Source organism: Flagellimonas sp. (assembly GCF_965601775.1).
GTDB lineage: Bacteria > Bacteroidota > Bacteroidia > Flavobacteriales > Flavobacteriaceae > Flagellimonas.
Genome location: NZ_OZ271837.1, coordinates 1,343,395 through 1,362,725 on the forward strand (window position 1 = coordinate 1,343,395; position 19,331 = coordinate 1,362,725).

20 protein-coding genes are annotated in these 19,331 nt (G+C 38.5%); 11 read left to right on the forward strand and 9 right to left on the reverse strand.

Annotated features, from left to right (window positions below):
* The first annotated feature begins 11 nt into the window (after positions 1-11).
* Genes ACSLUF_RS06340 through ACSLUF_RS06360 form a run of 5 tightly spaced genes read left to right on the forward strand, consistent with a single transcriptional unit; the run spans position 12 to position 4,280 of the window.
* Positions 12-1,130, forward strand: coding sequence for an Acg family FMN-binding oxidoreductase (locus ACSLUF_RS06340; protein ID WP_435625263.1), 1,119 nt, complete (start codon positions 12-14; stop codon positions 1,128-1,130).
* A gap of 12 nt (positions 1,131-1,142) precedes the next feature.
* Positions 1,143-1,547, forward strand: a complete 405-nt coding sequence (locus ACSLUF_RS06345; protein ID WP_435625264.1) for a nuclear transport factor 2 family protein — start codon at positions 1,143-1,145, stop codon at positions 1,545-1,547.
* Positions 1,544-2,299, forward strand: a complete 756-nt coding sequence (locus tag ACSLUF_RS06350; RefSeq protein WP_435625265.1) for a GNAT family N-acetyltransferase — start codon at positions 1,544-1,546, stop codon at positions 2,297-2,299. Before ACSLUF_RS06345 ends, ACSLUF_RS06350 begins: the two co-directional genes overlap by 4 nt.
* Before the next feature lie 11 nt (positions 2,300-2,310).
* Entirely contained in the window at positions 2,311-3,303 is a 993-nt protein-coding gene (locus tag ACSLUF_RS06355) for an NADP-dependent oxidoreductase (protein ID WP_435625266.1), read from the forward strand.
* Positions 3,304-3,359: 56 nt separating this feature from the next.
* Positions 3,360-4,280, forward strand: a complete 921-nt coding sequence (locus ACSLUF_RS06360; RefSeq protein WP_435625267.1) for an alpha/beta fold hydrolase — start codon at positions 3,360-3,362, stop codon at positions 4,278-4,280.
* Between the two features lie 98 nt (positions 4,281-4,378).
* Here ACSLUF_RS06360 and ACSLUF_RS06365 read toward each other — a convergent pair whose 3' ends face one another.
* Together ACSLUF_RS06365 and ACSLUF_RS06370 are read right to left on the reverse strand one after the other, a co-directional pair.
* Positions 4,379-5,005, reverse strand: a complete 627-nt coding sequence (locus tag ACSLUF_RS06365; protein ID WP_435625268.1) for a DUF4386 domain-containing protein — start codon at positions 5,003-5,005, stop codon at positions 4,379-4,381.
* Positions 5,006-5,142: 137 nt separating this feature from the next.
* On the reverse strand, positions 5,143-6,270 hold the full coding sequence (locus tag ACSLUF_RS06370) for a hypothetical protein (protein ID WP_435625269.1): 1,128 nt from the start codon (positions 6,268-6,270) through the stop codon (positions 5,143-5,145).
* 297 nt (positions 6,271-6,567) lie between these two features.
* On the opposite strand from ACSLUF_RS06370, the gene ACSLUF_RS06375 reads away from it, so the two are divergent.
* Both ACSLUF_RS06375 and ACSLUF_RS06380 read left to right on the forward strand, forming a co-directional pair.
* Complete coding sequence (locus ACSLUF_RS06375; protein WP_435625270.1) at positions 6,568-7,392, forward strand: DUF6544 family protein; 825 nt, start codon at positions 6,568-6,570, stop codon at positions 7,390-7,392.
* A 142-nt stretch (positions 7,393-7,534) separates the two neighbouring features.
* Positions 7,535-8,431, forward strand: a complete 897-nt coding sequence (locus ACSLUF_RS06380) for a universal stress protein (RefSeq protein WP_435625271.1) — start codon at positions 7,535-7,537, stop codon at positions 8,429-8,431.
* A 24-nt stretch (positions 8,432-8,455) separates the two neighbouring features.
* Here the strand turns inward: ACSLUF_RS06380 and ACSLUF_RS06385 are convergent, their stop codons facing one another.
* From ACSLUF_RS06385 to ACSLUF_RS06400, 4 genes are read right to left on the reverse strand one after another with little or no spacing between them, the layout of a single operon-like run.
* The gene (locus ACSLUF_RS06385) at positions 8,456-9,133 is read right to left on the reverse strand and encodes an ABC transporter ATP-binding protein (protein ID WP_435625272.1); all 678 of its coding nucleotides are present in this window, start codon (positions 9,131-9,133) and stop codon (positions 8,456-8,458) included.
* 10 nt (positions 9,134-9,143) lie between these two features.
* The gene (locus ACSLUF_RS06390; protein WP_435625273.1) at positions 9,144-10,406 is read right to left on the reverse strand and encodes an ABC transporter permease; all 1,263 of its coding nucleotides are present in this window, start codon (positions 10,404-10,406) and stop codon (positions 9,144-9,146) included.
* The gene (locus tag ACSLUF_RS06395; protein WP_435625274.1) at positions 10,403-11,497 is read right to left on the reverse strand and encodes an efflux RND transporter periplasmic adaptor subunit; all 1,095 of its coding nucleotides are present in this window, start codon (positions 11,495-11,497) and stop codon (positions 10,403-10,405) included. The genes ACSLUF_RS06390 and ACSLUF_RS06395 overlap by 4 nt, the downstream gene beginning before the upstream one ends.
* Before the next feature lie 50 nt (positions 11,498-11,547).
* Positions 11,548-11,988, reverse strand: coding sequence for a hypothetical protein (locus ACSLUF_RS06400; protein WP_435625275.1), 441 nt, complete (start codon positions 11,986-11,988; stop codon positions 11,548-11,550).
* 622 nt (positions 11,989-12,610) lie between these two features.
* Between ACSLUF_RS06400 and ACSLUF_RS06405 the strand changes: the two genes are divergently transcribed.
* A complete protein-coding gene (locus ACSLUF_RS06405) occupies positions 12,611-12,982 on the forward strand; it encodes a GerW family sporulation protein (RefSeq protein WP_435625276.1) in 372 nt (123 codons plus the stop codon).
* Positions 12,983-14,090: 1,108 nt separating this feature from the next.
* Here ACSLUF_RS06405 and ACSLUF_RS06410 read toward each other — a convergent pair.
* Together ACSLUF_RS06410 and ACSLUF_RS06415 are read right to left on the reverse strand one after the other, a co-directional pair.
* Positions 14,091-14,717 (reverse strand): WG repeat-containing protein, encoded by a 627-nt coding sequence (locus ACSLUF_RS06410; RefSeq protein WP_435625277.1) that lies wholly within the window; start codon positions 14,715-14,717, stop codon positions 14,091-14,093.
* A gap of 21 nt (positions 14,718-14,738) precedes the next feature.
* Positions 14,739-15,191: a DUF2267 domain-containing protein gene (locus ACSLUF_RS06415; protein WP_435625278.1), complete on the reverse strand. Its 453-nt coding sequence runs from the start codon at positions 15,189-15,191 to the stop codon at positions 14,739-14,741.
* A 192-nt stretch (positions 15,192-15,383) separates the two neighbouring features.
* Between ACSLUF_RS06415 and ACSLUF_RS06420 the strand changes: the two genes are divergently transcribed.
* A complete protein-coding gene (locus ACSLUF_RS06420; RefSeq protein ID WP_435625279.1) occupies positions 15,384-16,205 on the forward strand; it encodes a universal stress protein in 822 nt (273 codons plus the stop codon).
* Here the strand turns inward: ACSLUF_RS06420 and ACSLUF_RS06425 are convergent, their stop codons facing one another.
* Entirely contained in the window at positions 16,206-16,613 is a 408-nt protein-coding gene (locus ACSLUF_RS06425; protein ID WP_435625280.1) for a hypothetical protein, read from the reverse strand.
* Positions 16,614-16,704: 91 nt separating this feature from the next.
* Between ACSLUF_RS06425 and ACSLUF_RS06430 the strand changes: the two genes are divergently transcribed.
* Together ACSLUF_RS06430 and ACSLUF_RS06435 are read left to right on the forward strand one after the other, a co-directional pair.
* Positions 16,705-18,204, forward strand: coding sequence for a PAS domain-containing sensor histidine kinase (locus tag ACSLUF_RS06430; protein WP_435625281.1), 1,500 nt, complete (start codon positions 16,705-16,707; stop codon positions 18,202-18,204).
* 7 nt (positions 18,205-18,211) lie between these two features.
* Positions 18,212-19,261 carry a response regulator gene (locus ACSLUF_RS06435; RefSeq protein WP_435625282.1) on the forward strand — a complete coding sequence of 350 codons (1,050 nt, stop codon included), beginning with the start codon at positions 18,212-18,214 and terminating at the stop codon, positions 19,259-19,261.
* The last annotated feature ends 70 nt before the right edge of the window (positions 19,262-19,331 follow it).

Consider the following 19,331-nt stretch of genomic DNA (forward strand, 5'->3'; position numbering starts at 1 on the left):
AAACTACGATTGTGAAAAGACGAAAATTCATGACCCTTGCTGGAATAGGTGTTGCAGCCGTTGGAGGATCAACTTATATCCTTAGTAACACTTATCAAATGGCTCGGTACGATAGGCAATCTGCCAATATTTGGAGTCATTCAAACAAATTTTCCGGATCGAATAAAGATGTGCTGAGAGAATTGGTAAGGTATGCCACTTTGGCGGCCAATAGTCATAACACGCAGCCTTGGCTCTTCAAAATAAGAAACCGTAGAATTACCATATCCCCCGATTTTGATCGTAAATGTCCGGTTGTTGACCCAGACGACCATCATCTGTACGCGAGTCTTGGATGTGCTGCAGAGAACATAGTGCATGCGGCCAAAGCGTTTGGGTTGAAGGCCAACGTTTCGGTATGGAATAATTCAAGTGATGTGATCAAAATAGATTTTGAACCCATATCAATTGAAAGAACCGAATTGTTTCAGGCCATACCCTACAGGCAATGCACAAAAGTCTCTTATGATGGAAAAAAGGTAGCTGCCGACAAGCTTAAGTTATTGGAAATGTCCGCCCAAGATGAGGGGATATCCACAAAAGTGTTTACTGATAAACAAAATATGGAAATCATTCTGGAATATGTTGTAGAAGGAAACATGGCCCAAATGCAGGATGAAGCATTCATGGGCGAACTTAAAAAGTGGATACGGTTTAATGCGTCTTCAGCGCTCAAATATGGCGACGGTCTTTTCTCGGCAACATCGGGTAATCCCACAGCACCCAACTGGTTTGGAGACTTAATCTTCAATATAGCCTTTACCGAAAAAGCTGAAAATAATAAATACATTGAACATCTACGAAGCTCTGCCGGCGTAATGGCCTTCATTTCCGAGCAGGATAATGTTGAACATTGGATCAAGGCTGGAAGAAGCTATCAGCGTTTTGCCCTACAGGCAACCGTTTTGGGCTTAAAGCATGCATTTATAAACCAACCCGTTGAAGTACCCCATGTAAGATCTCAATTTGCAGACTATTTGAATATCGGCAATCGCCGAACCGATTTACTGGTGCGCTTTGGATATGGACCAGAAATGCCAAAAACAATGAGAAGGCCCATAGATCAGGTTCTGGTTGAGGTCACAACTTAAAAAAATAATAAGATGAACAAAGAACATCCAAATATCAGCATTTTAAAACAGTTCAATCCTACAAACCCGAGTTCAGCATCTGGAGTTTTGGCGGAAGATTTCGTCTGGCATTATATTAATCCTGAACTACCTGAGTTGGAAGGAGAATACTTTGGATTCTCTGGTTTGATGGACTTCTTTAAAAAAATAGGAATGCGCACAAGTGGTTCCTTTCAGGTCAATCCTATAACCACGACCCCCCTTGGTGATCAACTAGTTGTCACACTGGTTAAAGATTCAATGACTCTGGAAGGTAAGTCAATAAAGATTGAAGCGGTTGTCATCTGGTGTATCGTGGATGGGAAGATAAAAGAAGCTTGGGATATACCCATTATTCTTACTACAAAAATGATAGAAACTATAAAGGAAAGACTATGAAATTGGTAGCAGTAACACCAGAAAATGCAGTAAAGGAAACCTTCTTTTGCATAAAGGACACCAAAAGACAGGGATTTAAGGATAAGGTCAAGTGGTTTGAAAAGCGCCACAAAGAAGGGCTTCGGATAAAAATCCTAAAAAATGATGAAGGCAAGATGATTGGATTTATTGAATACGTCCCAGCGAAAAATGCGTGGCGCCCCATAGATGCCGACAACCATATGTTCATCCATTGCACCTACATTTATTCAAAAAGGGAACGAAACAGGGGGTATGGCTCAATGCTCATTAAGGACGCTGAAAAAAAGGCAAAAGCCTTAGGACTTGACGGTGTCTGTGTAATAACCAGTAAAGGTGGCTGGCTGGCCAACAAAACCCTTTTTGAGAAAAACGGCTTTCAGCAAATTGAAACGAAAGATCGGTTTGAGCTGCTATCGAAAACTTGGAACAATAATGCTAAAAAGCCAAAGTTTCATAACTGGACAAGCCAACAAAAAAAATATAAGGGTTGGCATTTGAGCTATGCAGACCAGTGTCCCTGGAGTGAAAAATCAGTGGCTGCCATAATCAATGTTGCTGTTGACCATGGGGTAGATTTAAAAGTGTCTAAAATTGAAACCGTAGATGAAGCTAAAATGGCACCTTCAGGCTTTGGGGTTTTCAATCTATTACGCGATGGCCAATTACTGGATGACCATTATTTAAGTGCGACCCGGTTCAGAAATATTTTGAAAAAAGAACTCAACATTTAAGAACTAAAGTCATGAACAAACGAATACTATTGGCCAAAAGACCGGAAGGCTTACCGGAGGAATCAACGTGGCAACTAGACGAGCGGCCTGTTCCAACTATTAAGAAAGGTGAAGTTTTGATTAAAACGGAATATGTATCCATTGACCCTGCCATGCGCGGTTGGATCACGGATAAAGAATCATATTTGCCTCCAGTACCAATTGGTGCTGTGATGCGTGCTGCCTGCGTGGGGAAAGTAATCGAATCCAAGAATCCGAATATGAAAGTAGGTGACCACTTCGCGGGTCTGAGTGGTGTGCACCAATATGTAGTGACAAATGGGCAAAATTGGGTGCAAGTCCATCCAGACAGAGCTCCTTTGCCCAAATATCTCAGTGTATTGGGGTTGACAGGACGTACAGCGTATTTTGGATTGTTGGACATAGGCCAGCCAAAAGAAGGAGAAACCGTTTTGGTTTCGGGGGCAGCCGGTGCAGTTGGAAGTTTGGTCGGTCAAATAGGGAAAATCAAGGGTTGTCGTGTCGTGGGCATAGCAGGAGGAAAAGAAAAATGCAGTTACATAGTGAATGAGCTGGGGTTTGATGGTGCCATTGATTATAAAAATGAGGATATAAGAACAAGAATAAACGAATTATGCCCAGATGGGATTGATATCTATTTTGACAATGTAGGAGGTGACATACTCGATACTGCCCTTACCCATATAAATAGGAATGCACGTATTGTTATCTGTGGTGCAATTTCCCAATACAATAGCAAGAAGTTCAAAGGACCTTCGAATTATTACCGTTTGCTTACCGAAAGGGCAAGAATGGAGGGGTTTGTTGTAATAGATTATGCTAAGGACTACGGTACTGCATATCAACATTTAGGGAAATGGCTTATGGAGGAAAAATTAAAGTCCAAAGAGTTCATTGTTGAAGGAATAGAAAATTTCCACAGCGCATTTCTGAGGCTATTTTCAGGGAAAAAATTAGGAAAATTGGTTCTGAAAGTTTCATAGCGAGTGACCTTTCGCACATAGCTTTTAACGAAATCTATCAATAACCTATATAGAGAATGGGTACAAAAAAAAATAGCCGTTCATCATCGTATCATCCCTTTAAATCAAAAGAGGCAAAGATCAAGTATTTGAAATACTATGATGCAAAATCAATAAAATGGCCAGTACCCTTTGATTCCAAGTTGATTTCAACAAGGTATGGCTCAACTTATGTAAGGGTAAGTGGACCGGAAGATGGAGCGACAATGGTTTTAATCCCAGGAGATACCGAAAATTCATTATCCTGGGCAAGAAACATCAAAAAACTATCTGAAAACTATCGTGTATTCGCTCCAGACCCCATATTTGATTTTGGGCGAAGCGTATCTTCTCGACCGTTAAGAAAGCCAAATGATTTTGTGAAATGGCTGAATGAGCTGTTTACGAACCTTGGGCTGAGCAACATCAATTTGGTAAGTTATTCCTACGGTGCATGGTATTCCACACTTTACGCTATTTCTCATCCTGAAAAATTGAACAAGCTGGTTATCATATCACCATCAAATACCGTACTATCCGGAAGGTTCAAAGCCATATTCCGTGCAGTAGTTCAGTATTTTTTCTCTACACGGAAAGTTATCAAAGACTACATATATTGGTCCTATGATAATGTGGTAAAGTGCAGCGAGGAAACTCGGAAAGTGATAGATGAAATGATTGAAGAGCTATTACTTTGTAATGCAAGTTTTGAACGAAAAAAGTTTGTACCCCCAACTGTTCTCAAAAAAGACGACTGGGAAAACCTGCAAATCCCTACCCTTTTTATTGTGGGAGAAAATGAATATATATACTCAGCAAAAAAAGCAATTCGTCATCTCAATACGGTAAAGCCAGAACTAAAGACGATTATGATTCCGAATACAGGGCATGGTCTGATGATTTTAGAGACCGAAAGAATCAACAAAGAAATATTGGATTTTTTTGGCAGATACAACTAGGGTGATACCCTAAACTTTTTATAATTGATTCAAATCAGCATAACTTCCCTAAAATGCCTGAGGAAAGAGCTTCAACCTCAATTACAACTCCCCTAAAATCAACTTTCAGGCAATCTATTTCGTTTCACAATAAGCCAGACACTTAGTGAAAGTTCTGCAATGAGCATTGTCAGCATTACCATTACATTAAATGATTCTGGAAGATGTAGATCTACAAAGAATACAATATAAGCAAGCGATGCCAATAGCAACAAGATACCAAGGCTTTTCGGGATATATACTGACTTGACAACCGAATAACCAAGTACAAGGATATGTGCCGCAAAAAAAAGGTATCCAAGAAGTTTTATGGACTCATAGCCATAAGCATCGATGATTTGAAAAAAAAGGGCGAACAACCCGATCATCAATAATCCGGCGTATAGCAATCTTAAAGCAGCTGTGTACCAAGCTAGCTTTTTATTGGCGGGTTTTAGAACCACGTAAAGAGAGAGACCAATAATGCAATCCAACACAAGTACAACCATATAACCCATGACAGCATAACGGAAAAGCTTTTTACTAGCTTTGATATCTTTAACTAGCACTTCGATATCTCCAGGCACCACAAAATTTGCCAAAAGAAAATCGTCTACCAGTACCACAAATATGATGGAGCTTATAAATGCAATTCCTACAATTATAGCGGCCGTATTGGTCGATAACTTGGTGATAAAGTTTTTCATACCCTTTCTAGTGTCCTACATTAAGCCATCATTTTAGTTATTCTATACTCTTAAATCATTTTAATTATGGGGGTAATACTTTTAATCTTGATTAAAGTACTTTTTACATAACCTAAATAATAAGCCAAAGGACTAGTCTAACCTTTAACCGGTACCACTTTGAAGTTGATTACGTTCAAAGTAAGGGCACCGTAAGTAATAGAAAGGATAACCACTGAAAGTAATATTCCCACATAAGGTAACATAGTGAACAACCGAAGTACAATCGCTACGCATAAGGCTAGGAAGGTTATACTCCAAAAATTCCATTTTTTTGCTTTTTTGTACTTGAAGTAATAAACCAACAGAAGTGCGGCTATTAAATGACCAAAAAGAAGACTGAATAGAAAAATACCCGTTGCGAAAAGTCCAATAGGAATTCCAATAATCATTAAGAAAGCTATGATGATCAATAATGGAATACCGAAGAGATATATCAATCCAACACCAAAGCTTTTAAACCAATTTTTTTCCAATCCCTCAACAGCTTCTGAAAATGTATTTCTAAAAAGTGAATGTAGAATGAGAATAACTAGAAAGGCCGATAGAATGTAGAACACCCATAAGGATAGAGATTTTGTTCCAAAAGTGGTAGCGGATAGATTTGATTTTTCCTCTCCCAATTTTTCATCAAAACTGGCTTCTGCATTGACAAGCGCTTGTCTAAAGTCAATTTCACCTTCACTGGTCCAATATTCTACATTGGAGTGGAACTTTGCACTAGGCCCAATAGTGAAATCCTTCCCTATTATTTTTGATGTTTCATAGAATGTTCCGTTGATACTTACATCTTCGCCTTTTATCTCGGCTCTCCCTATTACCTCACCATTCATTTCAACATTACCCCCAAAACATTTAAGGTTCCCGTTGATTTTGGCGTTTTCCGTGACGATTACTTCACCGCCAAAAACGATTAAATCGTCTTGTATTTCCGAATTAATGGTCACTCTACCCACAGCAAGTCGCACATCATCTGAGATATAACCATTTACATATAGTTCACCCCCAGCTGCAATTAGGTCACCATGGATACTGTCATTGATTACAAGGTTTCCTCCTGCTATAACTAAGTCCCCTTGGACAATTGAATTCACCTTGATGCTCTCCCCAGCACGATACGTATCATCCGTCTGGGGGTTGTCAATTAAGATATCTCCTGTTTTCTCAGTTTGACCAAAAGAAAACATAGCGCAAAGTAGCGGTAACAAAAAAGTTAGTGTTCTCATGTGTTTAGTTTTTAAGAATGCCCGTAAATGTATTGTCAATCAGTTCTTTGTGAAATGATTCACGTCATTTAAAACCTCCTGGCCTGCTTGACATCAAGCTCAGCTCGATCAGTTCATGCATCGAAAGGCAATAGGAGGAATTCTATGAATAACAGCTGACCAAAATCATTGTTCTTCAACCCCAACCGAACTAATTTGGACAAAGAATGATTTGCGGGTCTAATCGGAAAATTATGTGCTTTTGATATTCCTAGAATATTTACCCTACACTTTTATAATTGATAAAACCCTTGTCCAATGACATTTTTAACTTCCCAAACCAGTTCTTTTTATATCCTCTTGTTTATTTTATTTGTTTTTCTGCTGCCTGGTTCAATTTTCTATGCGTATTACCGCTTCAATAAACGAGTAAACAAACAAGCCGAATTTCTTTTCAATCTCAGTGGTAACACTGAAAAGTTAGTCAGCCAAGAGGACCTGCGGCATTTACCACAAATCGTAAGGCAATATGTGTTGAAAGTTGGGGTCTTGGGAAAATGCAAGGATTGTCATGCCATCATCAAACAATCAGGAAATATTAGACAAGAAAAAAATAAACGCTGGATGGCCTTTACCGCCAAACAGTTTATGTCAGCAAAACCCCTAGGCTTTGTTTGGGCAGCGCGAAGCTTCCCCATTTTTGTAATGGACAAAAGTATTGCCGGTGAGGGGGAGACCAATGTAAGTTTTCTTGGGTATCTTTCTTTGGCTTCAGAACACTCCCCGAAAACCCACCAAAGTGCCTTAGGTAGATGCCTAGGGGAACTTGTCTTATACCCCGTAGGTTTTCTTAACAAAGATATTTCTTGGGAAATTATTGATGAGACATCCGTCAAAGCCACAATAGTACAAAACCATACTTCTATAGAAGGGGTATTCTATTTTGATGAAAATGGTTTGATAAATCGATTTGTTACTAGCAGGTATAGAGGAGATTCAATTGAAAAATTTACAGGAAAAATTATGGGTTATGAACAAAAGGCTGGGCTTCTAGTTCCTACAGAACTAAATGCTACGTGGAACCTAAAAGAAGGAGACTTTGAGTACTTCAACTGCAAAATAATACACTATAAAGTTGAGTAACGGCCATGAGATTTATCTCAGTCTCCCTTATTTCTTGGGTACATAATAACAGATTATGCTCTTAAATCTTATAACCCTGATTTAGGTCATTTGCCATGGGATTCCTATGAAATAACTTTATCAAAATCAAAAGACAAATGTTATGAAAACATTACTCTATGCCACAGATTGTAACCCAAATACCGAAGAAGCTTTAAAATACGCACATAGGTTGAGCCGAGTGCTAAAAGCCAGTTTCCATGTGCTACATGTGTACGACCTACGGTCTTTTACTACGGCTAATGTCAGGTCAAGAGGTGTTTTGGAAAAAAACTATTTTTTAGATCAACTTGAAGTACTTAAACAGTATTGCAAGGAACAATTGAAGAACGAGCTGGGAGCTATGGATGCGGAGTTTCATGCAGTGAAAAGCACTAATATTTCGAAAGCTATTTTGAAAACCGCTCAAGACATCAAAGCCGATTTGGTCATAGTCGGGGTGAAAAGCACAAAATCGCTAAGAGGATTCTTCACAGGAAACATAGCCAAGAATTTAATGGATAAACTCAAATCCCCTTTGCTGATTCTACCAGATGACTATTACCTTCATGATATTTCCACCGTGCTCTACGCAACGGATTTTGAACCTACCGATGTCTTTGCCCTTAAGCGAGTGGCAAAGTTGGTAGAATCTTATAGGGCATTGATAAAAGTCTTTCACATTCCCCTAAAAACGGAGGTGAATGTTGAGAACAAAATGGAAGTATTCAAAGAAGAGGTAATGAAAAAGATAGATTATCCCGAAATCATTTTCTCAATTGAATATGCAGATGATGTAGAATCTGGGATTCATAATAGTATACAAGAAGAAATCCCTGAAATGTTGGTGATGATGGAACGCGAACAACCTTCTTTCTTTGATAGACTTTTTTGCAAGGATACCGTTGAGACCATAGAGGGCAAAATATCCATTCCCTTACTAGTTTTTAACAAAAAAAGTATCCTTGAAATGTATGGTCAAGATTCCAATGATACTTTAAAGGAACAAACCATGAATTGAACAGGTAGTCTATAAGTATTGGATTTATTGATCTACAATACGTCCATCTTCCATTCGGATGATACGGTCCGTTCGTTTTGCAAAGTCACCGTCATGTGTAACAACCAAAAGAGAAAGTGCCTGCTCCTCTTTTAATTGTTTAAAAATCTGAAATACATTTTCCGCGTTAAAACTGTCCAAGTTACCTGTTGGTTCATCTCCCATTAGAATGGTGGGATTGTTTATTAATGCCCGCGCTATGGCCACACGTTGCTTTTCCCCTCCAGAAATCCTAGAAGCCCTTTTTCTGGCCAAATGTCCAATATGGAGCATATTTAGCTTTTCAATAGCATCGTGTTCTATTTCTTCGTATGATTTTTCGGCAAGTTTTTTCGCAGGGAGCATGACATTTTCAAGAACGCTGAACTCAGATAACAAATAGTGAAATTGAAATACGAAACCGATACTTTTATTACGTATCCGGGAGAGCTCTTGATGCTCTTTCCCCGTAACCAAGCCCCCATTCAAGTACAGCGAACCCGAATAGTCGGTATCCATTGTGGAAAGAATGTAAAGGAGCGTGGATTTACCCGAACCTGATTTCCCCATAATTGATACAAATTCGCCTGCTTCAATACCGAATGAAATGTCCTTTAGTACATGAAAATCCTCAGGTTTGTAAAAGTGCTTGTTTATTTTTTTAGCTTCCAGAATAAGGCCCATGCCAGCTTATTTATGTTCCTCGTATAATTCGAACAGGATCAATACGACCTGCTTTTTGTGATGGTAAATACCCTGCAATAATTGTGGACAGTAAGGCAAAAAAGAATCCTATCATATAGTACGCCATCTTGTAATTCACAGGGTACGTAGTAATCGTGGGCAAGGCCTCAGTCTCAAAAGGTGCTCTGTCAATGAGCTTTGTTAAGATAAACCCAATGCCCAAACCCAATACCCCTCCGATAAAACCAATTATTATGGCTTGGCTCATAAAAATGTACTTGACATCGCGTCCTGAAAAACCCGTAGCCTTCAATATGGCTATGTCCTTCATTTTTTCGTAAATCAGCATATTCAAAATATTGTAGATGCCAAATCCTGCCACAATCAAAAGGGTAATGGATACCGCATACGTAATAAGGTTTCTAATGTTTGAACCTGTTTCAAACTGTGCATTTGCTTCATTAATATCGATAGCTTCAATATCAAATTGTCTCTCCAAGCGATTAGCCATTTCTTCCGCTTCATCAATCTGTAAAAGCTTGATATTGATATCGGTTATATAGTTTTCCGCTTCGCCCAGTACCCGTTGGACGGTTTTTAGCTTAGCAAAGCTTTGAATATTGTCTATTTCCGCTATTCCGCTTTGATAGATACCCACAATCTTAAGTGGAAATATGTTTCCCTCGGTGGTACTGACCTGTATTCTGTCTCCAGTGGAAAGTGACATTTTTTTTGCAAGGCCGGCTCCCAAAAGGATTCCATTATCCGAATTTTTTAGTGCTTCCGGACTTCCTTCCACTATGTTATCCCTTATGTTGGAAAGTCGCACCTCTTCCATAATGTCGACACCCACAAGATTTCCTCCCAATTCAATAGATCCTGATAGATAAAATATTTGAGCCTGCAACTGAGGCGTTGCCCCTCTAACATTTTCATCCCTCCGCAAGTAGTTCAATATGGGTAAAGCATTGTGTATTTTTCGCTGACCTTGTTTTGGTTTTACGGAGTGTACCATATGGAAGGCTTCATCCAAATCTCCAATTAACGTGATGGGCTGTTTTTCTGAGGGCTTTATTTCGTTGTAAATATGAACATGGGGTGTTTGGTTTAGGATTAGGTCATCAAGCAATCCATTGAGACCGGTCATAAAACTTACTAAAGTGATGTAAGCACCGATACCGAAAGTAACCCCTAGAGTTGCCGTAATGGTTGACTTCTTCTTGGTAACCAAATGGGTTTTGGCAATTTCTAAAATTACTTTCCAGTTAATCATCGATTAGGCTTTAATAAAGCAGTGTTCTCGTCAATTCCACTCAGTATCTCTACCTTATCCAAGCTCTGTATGCCAATTTTCACTGACACCTCACCTTCGTCTGTTAGCACTTTATCGCCATCTAAGAGATATTCCTTTTTTATCGTTAAAGTCTCGTCCTTTTCCGCGATAACAATATTTGCTTCACCCGATAATCCGGGGTAGAGTTTTTTAGGAGGTGATGTAAATGTTGCCTCCACCTTGAATGTCTGTGACCTTTCATCTTTTCTAGGGTAGATTTTTGATAGTTTCGCCTCAAAAACCTCGTCCCCATAAGCATCCAAGAGAATCCAAGTTTTTTGGCCTAAATCCAATTTCACGATATCGACCTCATCAACCAACAGTTCGATAAGAAACCTATCGCTATGACCTATAGCAGCTACTGGCTCATTTGTGCTTACTATTTCTCCCGGGTTCTTGTATAGAGCATAGACGGTACCCTCAATCTTACTAGCAATGGTAAAATCCTTTGAAATCTTGCGAGCGGCCCGAACATCATTTTCGGCTTGCAATACCTGTGTGGACAATTCATTTTGCGTTCGCGCATATTTCCTTTTTAATAATCTTAGGGTATTTTGTGAAAGTTCATAGGCCAATTGCCGATTATCAAATTCAATTTTGGAACCGATATTTTGCTCCCATAGATTTTTTTGTCTGAAGTAGTTTATTGAGTCGTTTTTGAGCTGTAGCAGAGCGGTTTTGATTTCGTCTTGGACTTCCCTTAAAACAGCTGCCTCACCTTCATAATTATTGCGTGCCAATCTCAAGGATAACTGAATATTCTGCTTGTTCAACTCCATTTCCAAATTACCTATTTGGACAATAGCCTGGTCTTTTCTAACCCTTTGGCCCTCTTCCGCCAAGTTGTAATCCAAAATTCCCGAAACAGAGGAATAAGCCTCATATAGGCTATCGGGTTGGATTGTAGCGGAAGCATAAACCGATTCGGTCAATGGTACTTTTTGTGGATAGGTTCTTTGGTCCTTTTCGCCACAGCCAACATATAGAATTGAAATAAGACAAATTAGGTGGTATTTAATGATGCCTTTCATAGAAACTTTTTTACTACCGTTAAGTTTTTGGTCAAACCTGTTTATCAATTTTAGTGCTTGTTGGATTTGAGATTTTCACGACACTCTTGCCACAAGGGGTATCCTTCCTCATTTCTAAGGGGAAGGTTGCTTCCATTTTTTTCAATATTCATCGCTATAATCAACTCCTTTCGCTCATGTGTAATTCTAGAACCGGTTACCTGCAACATGTCCCCTTTTCTAAGTTCAAAGTGGTTTTCATCCAAATACCAGTCCGGTCCGACATGGACATTTGCTTGACCATCATTATTTTCTAGTTGTAGGTGAATGCAACAATAGTCTTTATCCGCGGTCAAAATGGTCTCAACCATATACACCACCCCATGAATGGTTTCAATAGTTTCAGCGTTAAATTTTGTTTCAAACAGATGTAATCGGGAAGTATTGTTTTGCGCGGAAAGAATCGCAATGCTGAACGTAATCAACCATACGGACAATTGTATTTTCTTCATGATGTAAACGACTTATGGACCAGGACAAAACTACTTTCCATGCACAACGCATGAAATGATTCCGGTCATTGTACATGGGTGATTATTGCACTTTTTTTGCAACTAAAAGACATGATATTCCTTGTTTTTTTGTCTTTGTTCATCCTGGTTATTGTTGGGTTTTTATTTCTTCCCATTGAGTTGATAATAAACACTGCCAAAAATCAATATCAATTAACCCTTAAGGGAATAGCTCGAATGTGGTTGGAGGAGGATGAAGATTCAATCCTAAAGATTGGTTTGAAGGTGTTTTTTTTCACTCATTACTTTTTCCCTTTTGATAAAAGGAAGAGAAAAATCCAAAAAACAAAAGAAAGGGTTAAAAAGAAAAACAAGAATAGAAAATGGTCCTTTGGCCAAATAGTGGGGTTGTTGAGAACCTTTGAACTAAAAAGATTTTGGCTCGACATTGATACAGGGAATTACATAACCAATGCAAAACTGTATCCGTTTTTTGCCCTGGTCAGTTTTTACGGATTACCATGTCAAGTCAATTTTAGGGATACAAATAGGCTGGTTTTGCAAATACAGAATAAGCCCATTCGTTTATTGAAATCATTTATTAAATATAAAACTCAAAGTCATGGAATTACATTTTGAAGAATTACTGAAACAGATTACGGATTTTATCAAAACCGAAGCTACCACAGAAACGATAATTGGAGAACAATTCCAACTGGGCGAGTTCAAATGCGTGCCGGTTATCAAGGTGGGCATGGGTTTTGGTTCTGGTGGTGGTGAAGGTATTGATGGAAAGGTGCGGAAGGGCGAAGGTATGGGTGCTGGAGCAGGAATGGGAATCGAACCCATTGGTTTTTTGATAACCAAGGACGATGAAATATCCTTTTTGGAAGCAGGAAAGTCCCATGGGCTTGCGGCAGCCTTTGAAAAGGTACCAGAATTAATAGAGAAAATCGTTACAAAAAGGCAGGAGGTAGAAAAGGAAACCGTTTAAAGACAATCTTGTAAAAAGGCACCTTAAACAAGGTGCCTTTTTTTATAACTTCTCAAGGGAATTCCTGATTTGAATATTTTTTCCTCAAACTGACCTATGTCATTTCAGACATGATAGACTCTTTATATTTTAGCACCATTACTAACGTTCATGAGAATTTTTGATAAAGCCGGAATGATATTTACAGCAATGTAAAGAGGAAAAGTTCTTTGTAGCTTAACCTCATACCGGTTGGTCTTTGAACCTATGAGGAACATGGGCCTGGTGGAAAATTGGCTTCATCAAGTACCGATGCTTTGTCTTACGTATTTTGGCAACAGAGTATTGAAAACAGGGTGATGGTATAAGAATGAAATCGGTTTTTTCATAGTGGAACAGGAGGTGCGAACCTCCTGTTCTTTTTTTATACCTACTTCGCATATCTGAAGATATACCATCTAAAATTTTAAGGAGTTATGGAAACTTTTTCCAGAGGTAATTCAATATCAATATGGACCATTCCCAAAATGGCACTGGCAGTTTTTATTGTTTTCTACTTAATTTCCATACTTCTCTATTTGCAGTCATCGGTATCGACTTCCCCTTTTAATTCAGTTTCAATCTGGGAGGGTTATCTCTGTGATTTGATTGAACCTAGCCCTTCAGGGCAAACCATCAATTTAGCCCGACCATTCGCAATTGTTGCTTTATGGTCCATTTGTTTTGGTCTATTATTTTTATGGAGAAACGTAATGGTCAAGTCAAGACCAAATAATATATGGTACCAAAAGGTCTGGCATAGATTTGGGCTATTTGCAATTTTTTTAATGCTTTTACTCCCCTTTGGCAATCATGACCGGATTATCCTTTACTCTGGAATATCGGGTATGGTTTCAGTTCTTTTCTTGTGTTTTGACCTAAAACAAGGTGGGCATCTAGAACAATTTTTGGCAGGTTTACTCTTTTTGGCAGCACTTACTTTTAATAACCTCTTTTACCTTTTTGATTTGTGGGTAACTATATTGCCCCTCATACAAAAGGTCACACTTCTTTTATTTATTGTTTGGTATGTACTTCTTGATAGGTCAACTACCCAATAAGCATTGGATTAGTCAAACTTTGGAGATGGCTAAAGGTCTATCTTTTGTATTTGCCATTCGTTATCTGTTTTGACTGCTATCAATTGGTGATTTAAGAGCTTGGCATGAACCATTGGCATTTTGTACCTGTCCTTTCTCATTTGAATATTATACCGTCGCCCTAGAAACTTTACAATAGTACCAGAAGTATCCATCAAAACCTCATGAAACCTGTATTCATAGATATCCAGTTTGAACTCATTCTGTCCCCTCAATATTTTCTCGTATATAACACCGACGGTATAACCGTTTTTAAAAGGACCTACATTTAAAAATTGATGTTCAATGGCCAACTCTCCCTTTGGATTTATAAAACCATAAATCGGAATCTCCTCTACATGGGTCTTTACCATACATAGGCCATCCGAAAAATGCGGGTATTCAACTGTATGTATGCCATTTGAATGTTTTTTTGCTTCTGGATTCCAATACACATCCGTTCGGAAATCTATTGCAAGAGTTCCTGAATTATCGATAAAAGCCCATGCGTCTCCCTTCTGTACGGCAGCCATACCCTCACTAAACGGTGCTACTTTATCAAAAGTTTCAGGTAATTGCGCCATAAGGCTTGAAACTACCAAAAATGCCGCTAATGTTGTTTTGATTTTCATTTCCATTCTTCTCATTTTTATTTTTTGTTAAAACATAATATTGGAATAAACCATATCCTTAAGATCTTTAGGAAGCGAGTCCCTTATATCTTCTAATTCCCCTTGAGAAATATATTTTCTTAAAAAAATAAAGGTTGTTTTGATATATTGTTCCGCTACCTCTTCGCTATATTCAAAATCATTTATCGCGGCTGCACCATCGTGTTTTCGTACCAAATCGATGAACTCAGACATACGTTTGATTTTTGGTTTTTTCTTTCCAACGCTCCAGCCATGTACATAAACCCCTTTTAAGAACATGGGTAATTGTGCCATAAATTGGAACGATTCCTGCATAGGGATGATATCCCGTAAAGCATATAAAACAGAAGTCAGTATTCTACCGGCCTTATCCGTGTTTTCCCCAAAATTCATCTGTTGGGCATAGTCCTTTAAGAATCTGTTGGCTTCTGAAGTATATTGATTGAAATTAAGTGCCATAGCATTTCATTTTAACAACAAATATGCTAGTCGTGCTCCTCATACCAAATGACGTGGGTCATAGTATCTCGTATAATCCACCACTAATTTTAAGTCAACAAATTTGTTGGACTTGATGATTCAAGACATCCCTGTTAAAAATCATCAAAGTCTTAATGATACTAGTTTTGATGAACACTAAAATCAATTGAAATGAAACAAATATTGGTACCTGTAGATTTTTCTGATTGCTCGGAATACGCCTTGGAAGTCGCTGCTCAACTTGCAAGAAAGCTTAATGGCGTTATTACCATTTTTCACATGATGGGTGTTTCAGAAGCGGTATTGGCCAAATCAGAGTTGCATGAACAAGAAGAGGCCAGATACTATATGAAATTGGCAAAGGAAAAATTAAAAAGATATACGGACAAGGCTTATTTGATGGGAATTCCTGTCAAAACAATAATTCAAAACTATAAGGTCTTTGAAGAAATAAACAAGGTAGCCCATGAACAGCAAATAGATTTGATCATAATGGGTTCTCACGGTGCAAGTGGCTTAAGCAGACTATTTGTTGGGTCCAATACGGAAAAGGTGGTTCGCTCTGCCGAAGTCCCAGTATTGGTTATCAAAAAGCCACATCACGATTTCAAAATCGAAAATGTGGTCTTTGCTTGTAATCTTAAAGCAGAATCCCATAAGGCCTTTCAAAAAGCACTTGATTTTTCAAATCTTTTCGGCGCTGAACTTCACTTGGTATATATTAATACAGAGGGTTCCAATTTTTTGAACAGTAGACAAATTGCCGAAAAAGTGGCGGATTTTTCGACCATAATTGGACATTCGCATACGGTGAATCTATATCATGATTTCAGCGTGGAACAAGGCATATTCAACTTCGCGGGATCCATTTCTGCAAATTTGATAGTTATACCTACGCATGGTCGAAAAGGCATTGCCCATTTCTTTAAGGGAAGCATTGGTGAAAAAATGGCCAATACTATTAAAATGCCAATCATGACCATCAAACTTTAATCAGGTCTTAAAGAGAAGCTCTAATCTTCCTAATACAATTAATTCTGACTTGTTTCTTCCGGAAAATGCAGAAGCAATAGATCTTGCCGTTGCCATAATCAAATATTTGATTTGATCTCCAAAACGGATTTTATGATCGGTATAGAACATTTCAAAGTCTTCGTAACATTCAACCGCGTCCTTTTCATACTCCAATAACCAGTCAAATACAGTCTCAATTTGAAAAGCCGCATCCGTGCCATACTCGTCCTCAACTTCATCTACCTCCAGCCAATGTTCCCTGACCATTTCTTTTAACCTATCAATCTCTTTGATATGAACACTGTGGTCGGCCATTGCGACAGCATAAAAAAGCTTTCCAAGATTCTGATAAAACGCTTTTCCGATATTTTTGTTGGTGACCATCATGACTTGATAATTTACGATTCCACCTACAATGTATTACCCTTAAAGGTATTATTAAATGACTAAGATCAGCATTTTGAACTACCTTTAAGAGGTGAAGCTGTTTGAGCAAAATAACATTTTCAGAATCCTGTCTGAGGCAATTTCAGAAGGTATTCTTATCGTTAATGACAAACAAACCATTGTTGCAAGCAATACGGTTGTAAATACCATGTTTGGATATGAGGAAGAGGGTCTTAACGGTGAAAATCTTAGCATCCTATTGCCCAAGAATAGTAGAATTCCTCACGAAACGCACTTTAAGGATTTTCTTGTCAAGGGCAAAAAAAGGAGTATGGGTATGGGTCTGGATCTTGAAGGTGTCCGAAGGGATGGCTCCAAGTTCCCACTTGAAATTGGGTTGAATCCTTTTAGTTTACTTCGTAAGAAGTATGTTATGGCCTTGGTTGTGGATATCACCGAAAGAAAAAAGGCAGAGCAGGCCATAGACCATTGGTATCGTATTTTTAATGAGTCACTCAATGAAATATTCGTATTCGATGCGGAGAGCTTTACGTTTTTGGATGTGAATTACGGAGCTCGATTGAACCTTGGGTATACTATTGAAGAATTGGAAGAGAAATCCATTCTTGATGTAGAACCCAAGCTTACCCAAGAAAGTTTAAAACGTTTGATTAGGCCCTTGCTTAATGGGGTTGAGGAAAAGATTGAGTTCGAAACCATTCATCGAAGAAAAGACGGGTCTACCTATCCTGTAGAAGTGCACCTGCAACTATCAACCATTGGTAAAAAAAAGGTTTGTGTGGCGATTGTATTGGATATTACCGAACGCAAAAACTATACACAGATTCTTGAAAACAAGGTAGAGCAACGTACTTTACAACTTAGCGAAGCATTAAAAGCTGAAAAGAAACTAAACGAGCTTAAGACCAAGTTTTTGTCCTTGGTATCCCATGAATTCAAAACTCCCTTGACAAGTATACTTACATCTACCTCCCTCTTGTCAAAGTATACTGAGGAAAATCAACAGGATAAACGCGACAAGCATATTGATACCATTAAAACGAAAGTCAGGTATCTGGACAACATCTTAACGGATTTCCTATCTATAGAACGGTTGGATTCCGATAAGGTAAAATATAATACCACCCTATTTTCTTTGAGTAAGGTTATCAATGAGGTGGTGTACAATGCCAATACCCTTTTAAAGGAGGGCCAACGCATACTTTATCCTAAGGATATCGATGGTATTTCCATTTCATTTGATGAGAAAATAATGACTTTGGCCCTTTCAAACCTTTTGCACAATGCTATCAAATATTCTCCGGAGAACACAAACATTGAGCTTATGGTGGAAAAGGATGAAGAAAGTTTGACCATAAAAATTAAGGATGAGGGCCTAGGCATACCAGAAGAAGAGCAACCTTTTGTTTTTGATAGGTATTTTAGGGCAAGCAATGTATTGACTACCCAAGGTACAGGGATTGGGTTGAATATAGTGAAACAGCATATGTCCAACCTTGGCGGAATCGTATCTTTCGAAAGTGAATTGAACAAAGGTTCCACCTTTGTTGTAAAAATTCCCATTAAATAAGCAGCCCATGAAAAAGATTTTATTGGTAGAAGACGACACCTCCCTTCGAGAGAACATAGCGGAACTGCTTGATTTATCAGGGTTTTTGGTTTTTGATGCTGCCCATGGGAAGATAGCGGTTGATATTGCAAAAAAAGAATTGCCTGATATCATTCTATGCGATATTATGATGCCCGAACTTGATGGTTATGGTGTTTTGGAGGAACTATCCTCCCATCCCGATACTCGGCACATACCCTTTATATTTATTTCAGCAAAAACTGAGCGACAAGATGTACGGAAAGGTATGAATCTCGGTGCCGATGATTATTTGACAAAACCTTTTGAAGAAGAAGAGCTTTTGAATGCAATTCATACCCGGCTTCAAAAAGCAAAGTTTCTCGATTCCTCAATATCTCGAAAACATCAAAAAAAAGGAGGTAAGAATCAAATACGTTCTTTGCATGAGCTAAAGAATTTCTTCGATGATTACGGACAAATAGCTTCGTTTCAAAAAGAGGATACCGTATTTAGTGAAGGCGAACATTCAAACTTCATTTACTTGATCTTAAAGGGTGTGGTAAAATGCTATAGACTGGATGAACAGGGTAAAGAACTGATTACGGCCCTTTATGGAGCTGATGAGTTCTTGGGATTTACTTCCCTGTTGGAAAATTTACCACATCAAGAATATGCGGTGGCCATTGAAAATGTGGAAATGGCCGGTATTGCCAAATCGGAACTAAGAACCATCTTAGAAGACAATAAAAAGGTTTCCCTCGAGCTCATGGAAGTTCTTGCGGGCAACATTACCGAGATAAAAAAGCAACTATTGCAAATGGCCTACAGCTCGGTACGTAAGAAAACCGCCCAAACTTTATTACAGTTTGAAAAGGCAATGAACAAGGGACCAAAAAAGTCCTTGCATATAACCCGTAGCGATCTAGCCCACGTAGCAGGGGTGGCCACTGAAAGTTTGATTCGGACGCTTTCAGATTTTAAACACGAAGGTTTGATTGAAGTTAAAAATAGGGACATTAGAATATTGGATAGGGATACCTTGATGCATATTCAATAGTCTTCAAAGGGGATTATTCCCATTATCTGACATTTGTCATTACACAATATCCCCGGCCACTATAAATTAG

What these genes read in the sequence shown, in the direction of transcription:
- ACSLUF_RS06425 (WP_435625280.1), bottom strand. Translation starts at nt 16,613, where the DNA reads ATGATGGTCACCAACAAAAATATCGGAAAAGCGTTTTATCAGAATCTT.
- ACSLUF_RS06345 (WP_435625264.1), top strand. Translation starts at nt 1,143, where the DNA reads ATGAACAAAGAACATCCAAATATCAGCATTTTAAAACAGTTCAATCCT.
- ACSLUF_RS06395 (WP_435625274.1), bottom strand. Translation starts at nt 11,497, where the DNA reads ATGAAAGGCATCATTAAATACCACCTAATTTGTCTTATTTCAATTCTA.
- ACSLUF_RS06370 (WP_435625269.1), bottom strand. Translation starts at nt 6,270, where the DNA reads ATGAGAACACTAACTTTTTTGTTACCGCTACTTTGCGCTATGTTTTCT.
- ACSLUF_RS06350 (WP_435625265.1), top strand. Translation starts at nt 1,544, where the DNA reads ATGAAATTGGTAGCAGTAACACCAGAAAATGCAGTAAAGGAAACCTTC.
- ACSLUF_RS06375 (WP_435625270.1), top strand. Translation starts at nt 6,568, where the DNA reads ATGACATTTTTAACTTCCCAAACCAGTTCTTTTTATATCCTCTTGTTT.
- ACSLUF_RS06360 (WP_435625267.1), top strand. Translation starts at nt 3,360, where the DNA reads ATGGGTACAAAAAAAAATAGCCGTTCATCATCGTATCATCCCTTTAAA.
- ACSLUF_RS06385 (WP_435625272.1), bottom strand. Translation starts at nt 9,133, where the DNA reads ATGGGCCTTATTCTGGAAGCTAAAAAAATAAACAAGCACTTTTACAAA.
- ACSLUF_RS06405 (WP_435625276.1), top strand. Translation starts at nt 12,611, where the DNA reads ATGGAATTACATTTTGAAGAATTACTGAAACAGATTACGGATTTTATC.
- ACSLUF_RS06390 (WP_435625273.1), bottom strand. Translation starts at nt 10,406, where the DNA reads ATGATTAACTGGAAAGTAATTTTAGAAATTGCCAAAACCCATTTGGTT.
- ACSLUF_RS06410 (WP_435625277.1), bottom strand. Translation starts at nt 14,717, where the DNA reads ATGGAAATGAAAATCAAAACAACATTAGCGGCATTTTTGGTAGTTTCA.
- ACSLUF_RS06400 (WP_435625275.1), bottom strand. Translation starts at nt 11,988, where the DNA reads ATGAAGAAAATACAATTGTCCGTATGGTTGATTACGTTCAGCATTGCG.
- ACSLUF_RS06420 (WP_435625279.1), top strand. Translation starts at nt 15,384, where the DNA reads ATGAAACAAATATTGGTACCTGTAGATTTTTCTGATTGCTCGGAATAC.
- ACSLUF_RS06355 (WP_435625266.1), top strand. Translation starts at nt 2,311, where the DNA reads ATGAACAAACGAATACTATTGGCCAAAAGACCGGAAGGCTTACCGGAG.
- ACSLUF_RS06435 (WP_435625282.1), top strand. Translation starts at nt 18,212, where the DNA reads ATGAAAAAGATTTTATTGGTAGAAGACGACACCTCCCTTCGAGAGAAC.
- ACSLUF_RS06365 (WP_435625268.1), bottom strand. Translation starts at nt 5,005, where the DNA reads ATGAAAAACTTTATCACCAAGTTATCGACCAATACGGCCGCTATAATT.
- ACSLUF_RS06380 (WP_435625271.1), top strand. Translation starts at nt 7,535, where the DNA reads ATGAAAACATTACTCTATGCCACAGATTGTAACCCAAATACCGAAGAA.
- ACSLUF_RS06415 (WP_435625278.1), bottom strand. Translation starts at nt 15,191, where the DNA reads ATGGCACTTAATTTCAATCAATATACTTCAGAAGCCAACAGATTCTTA.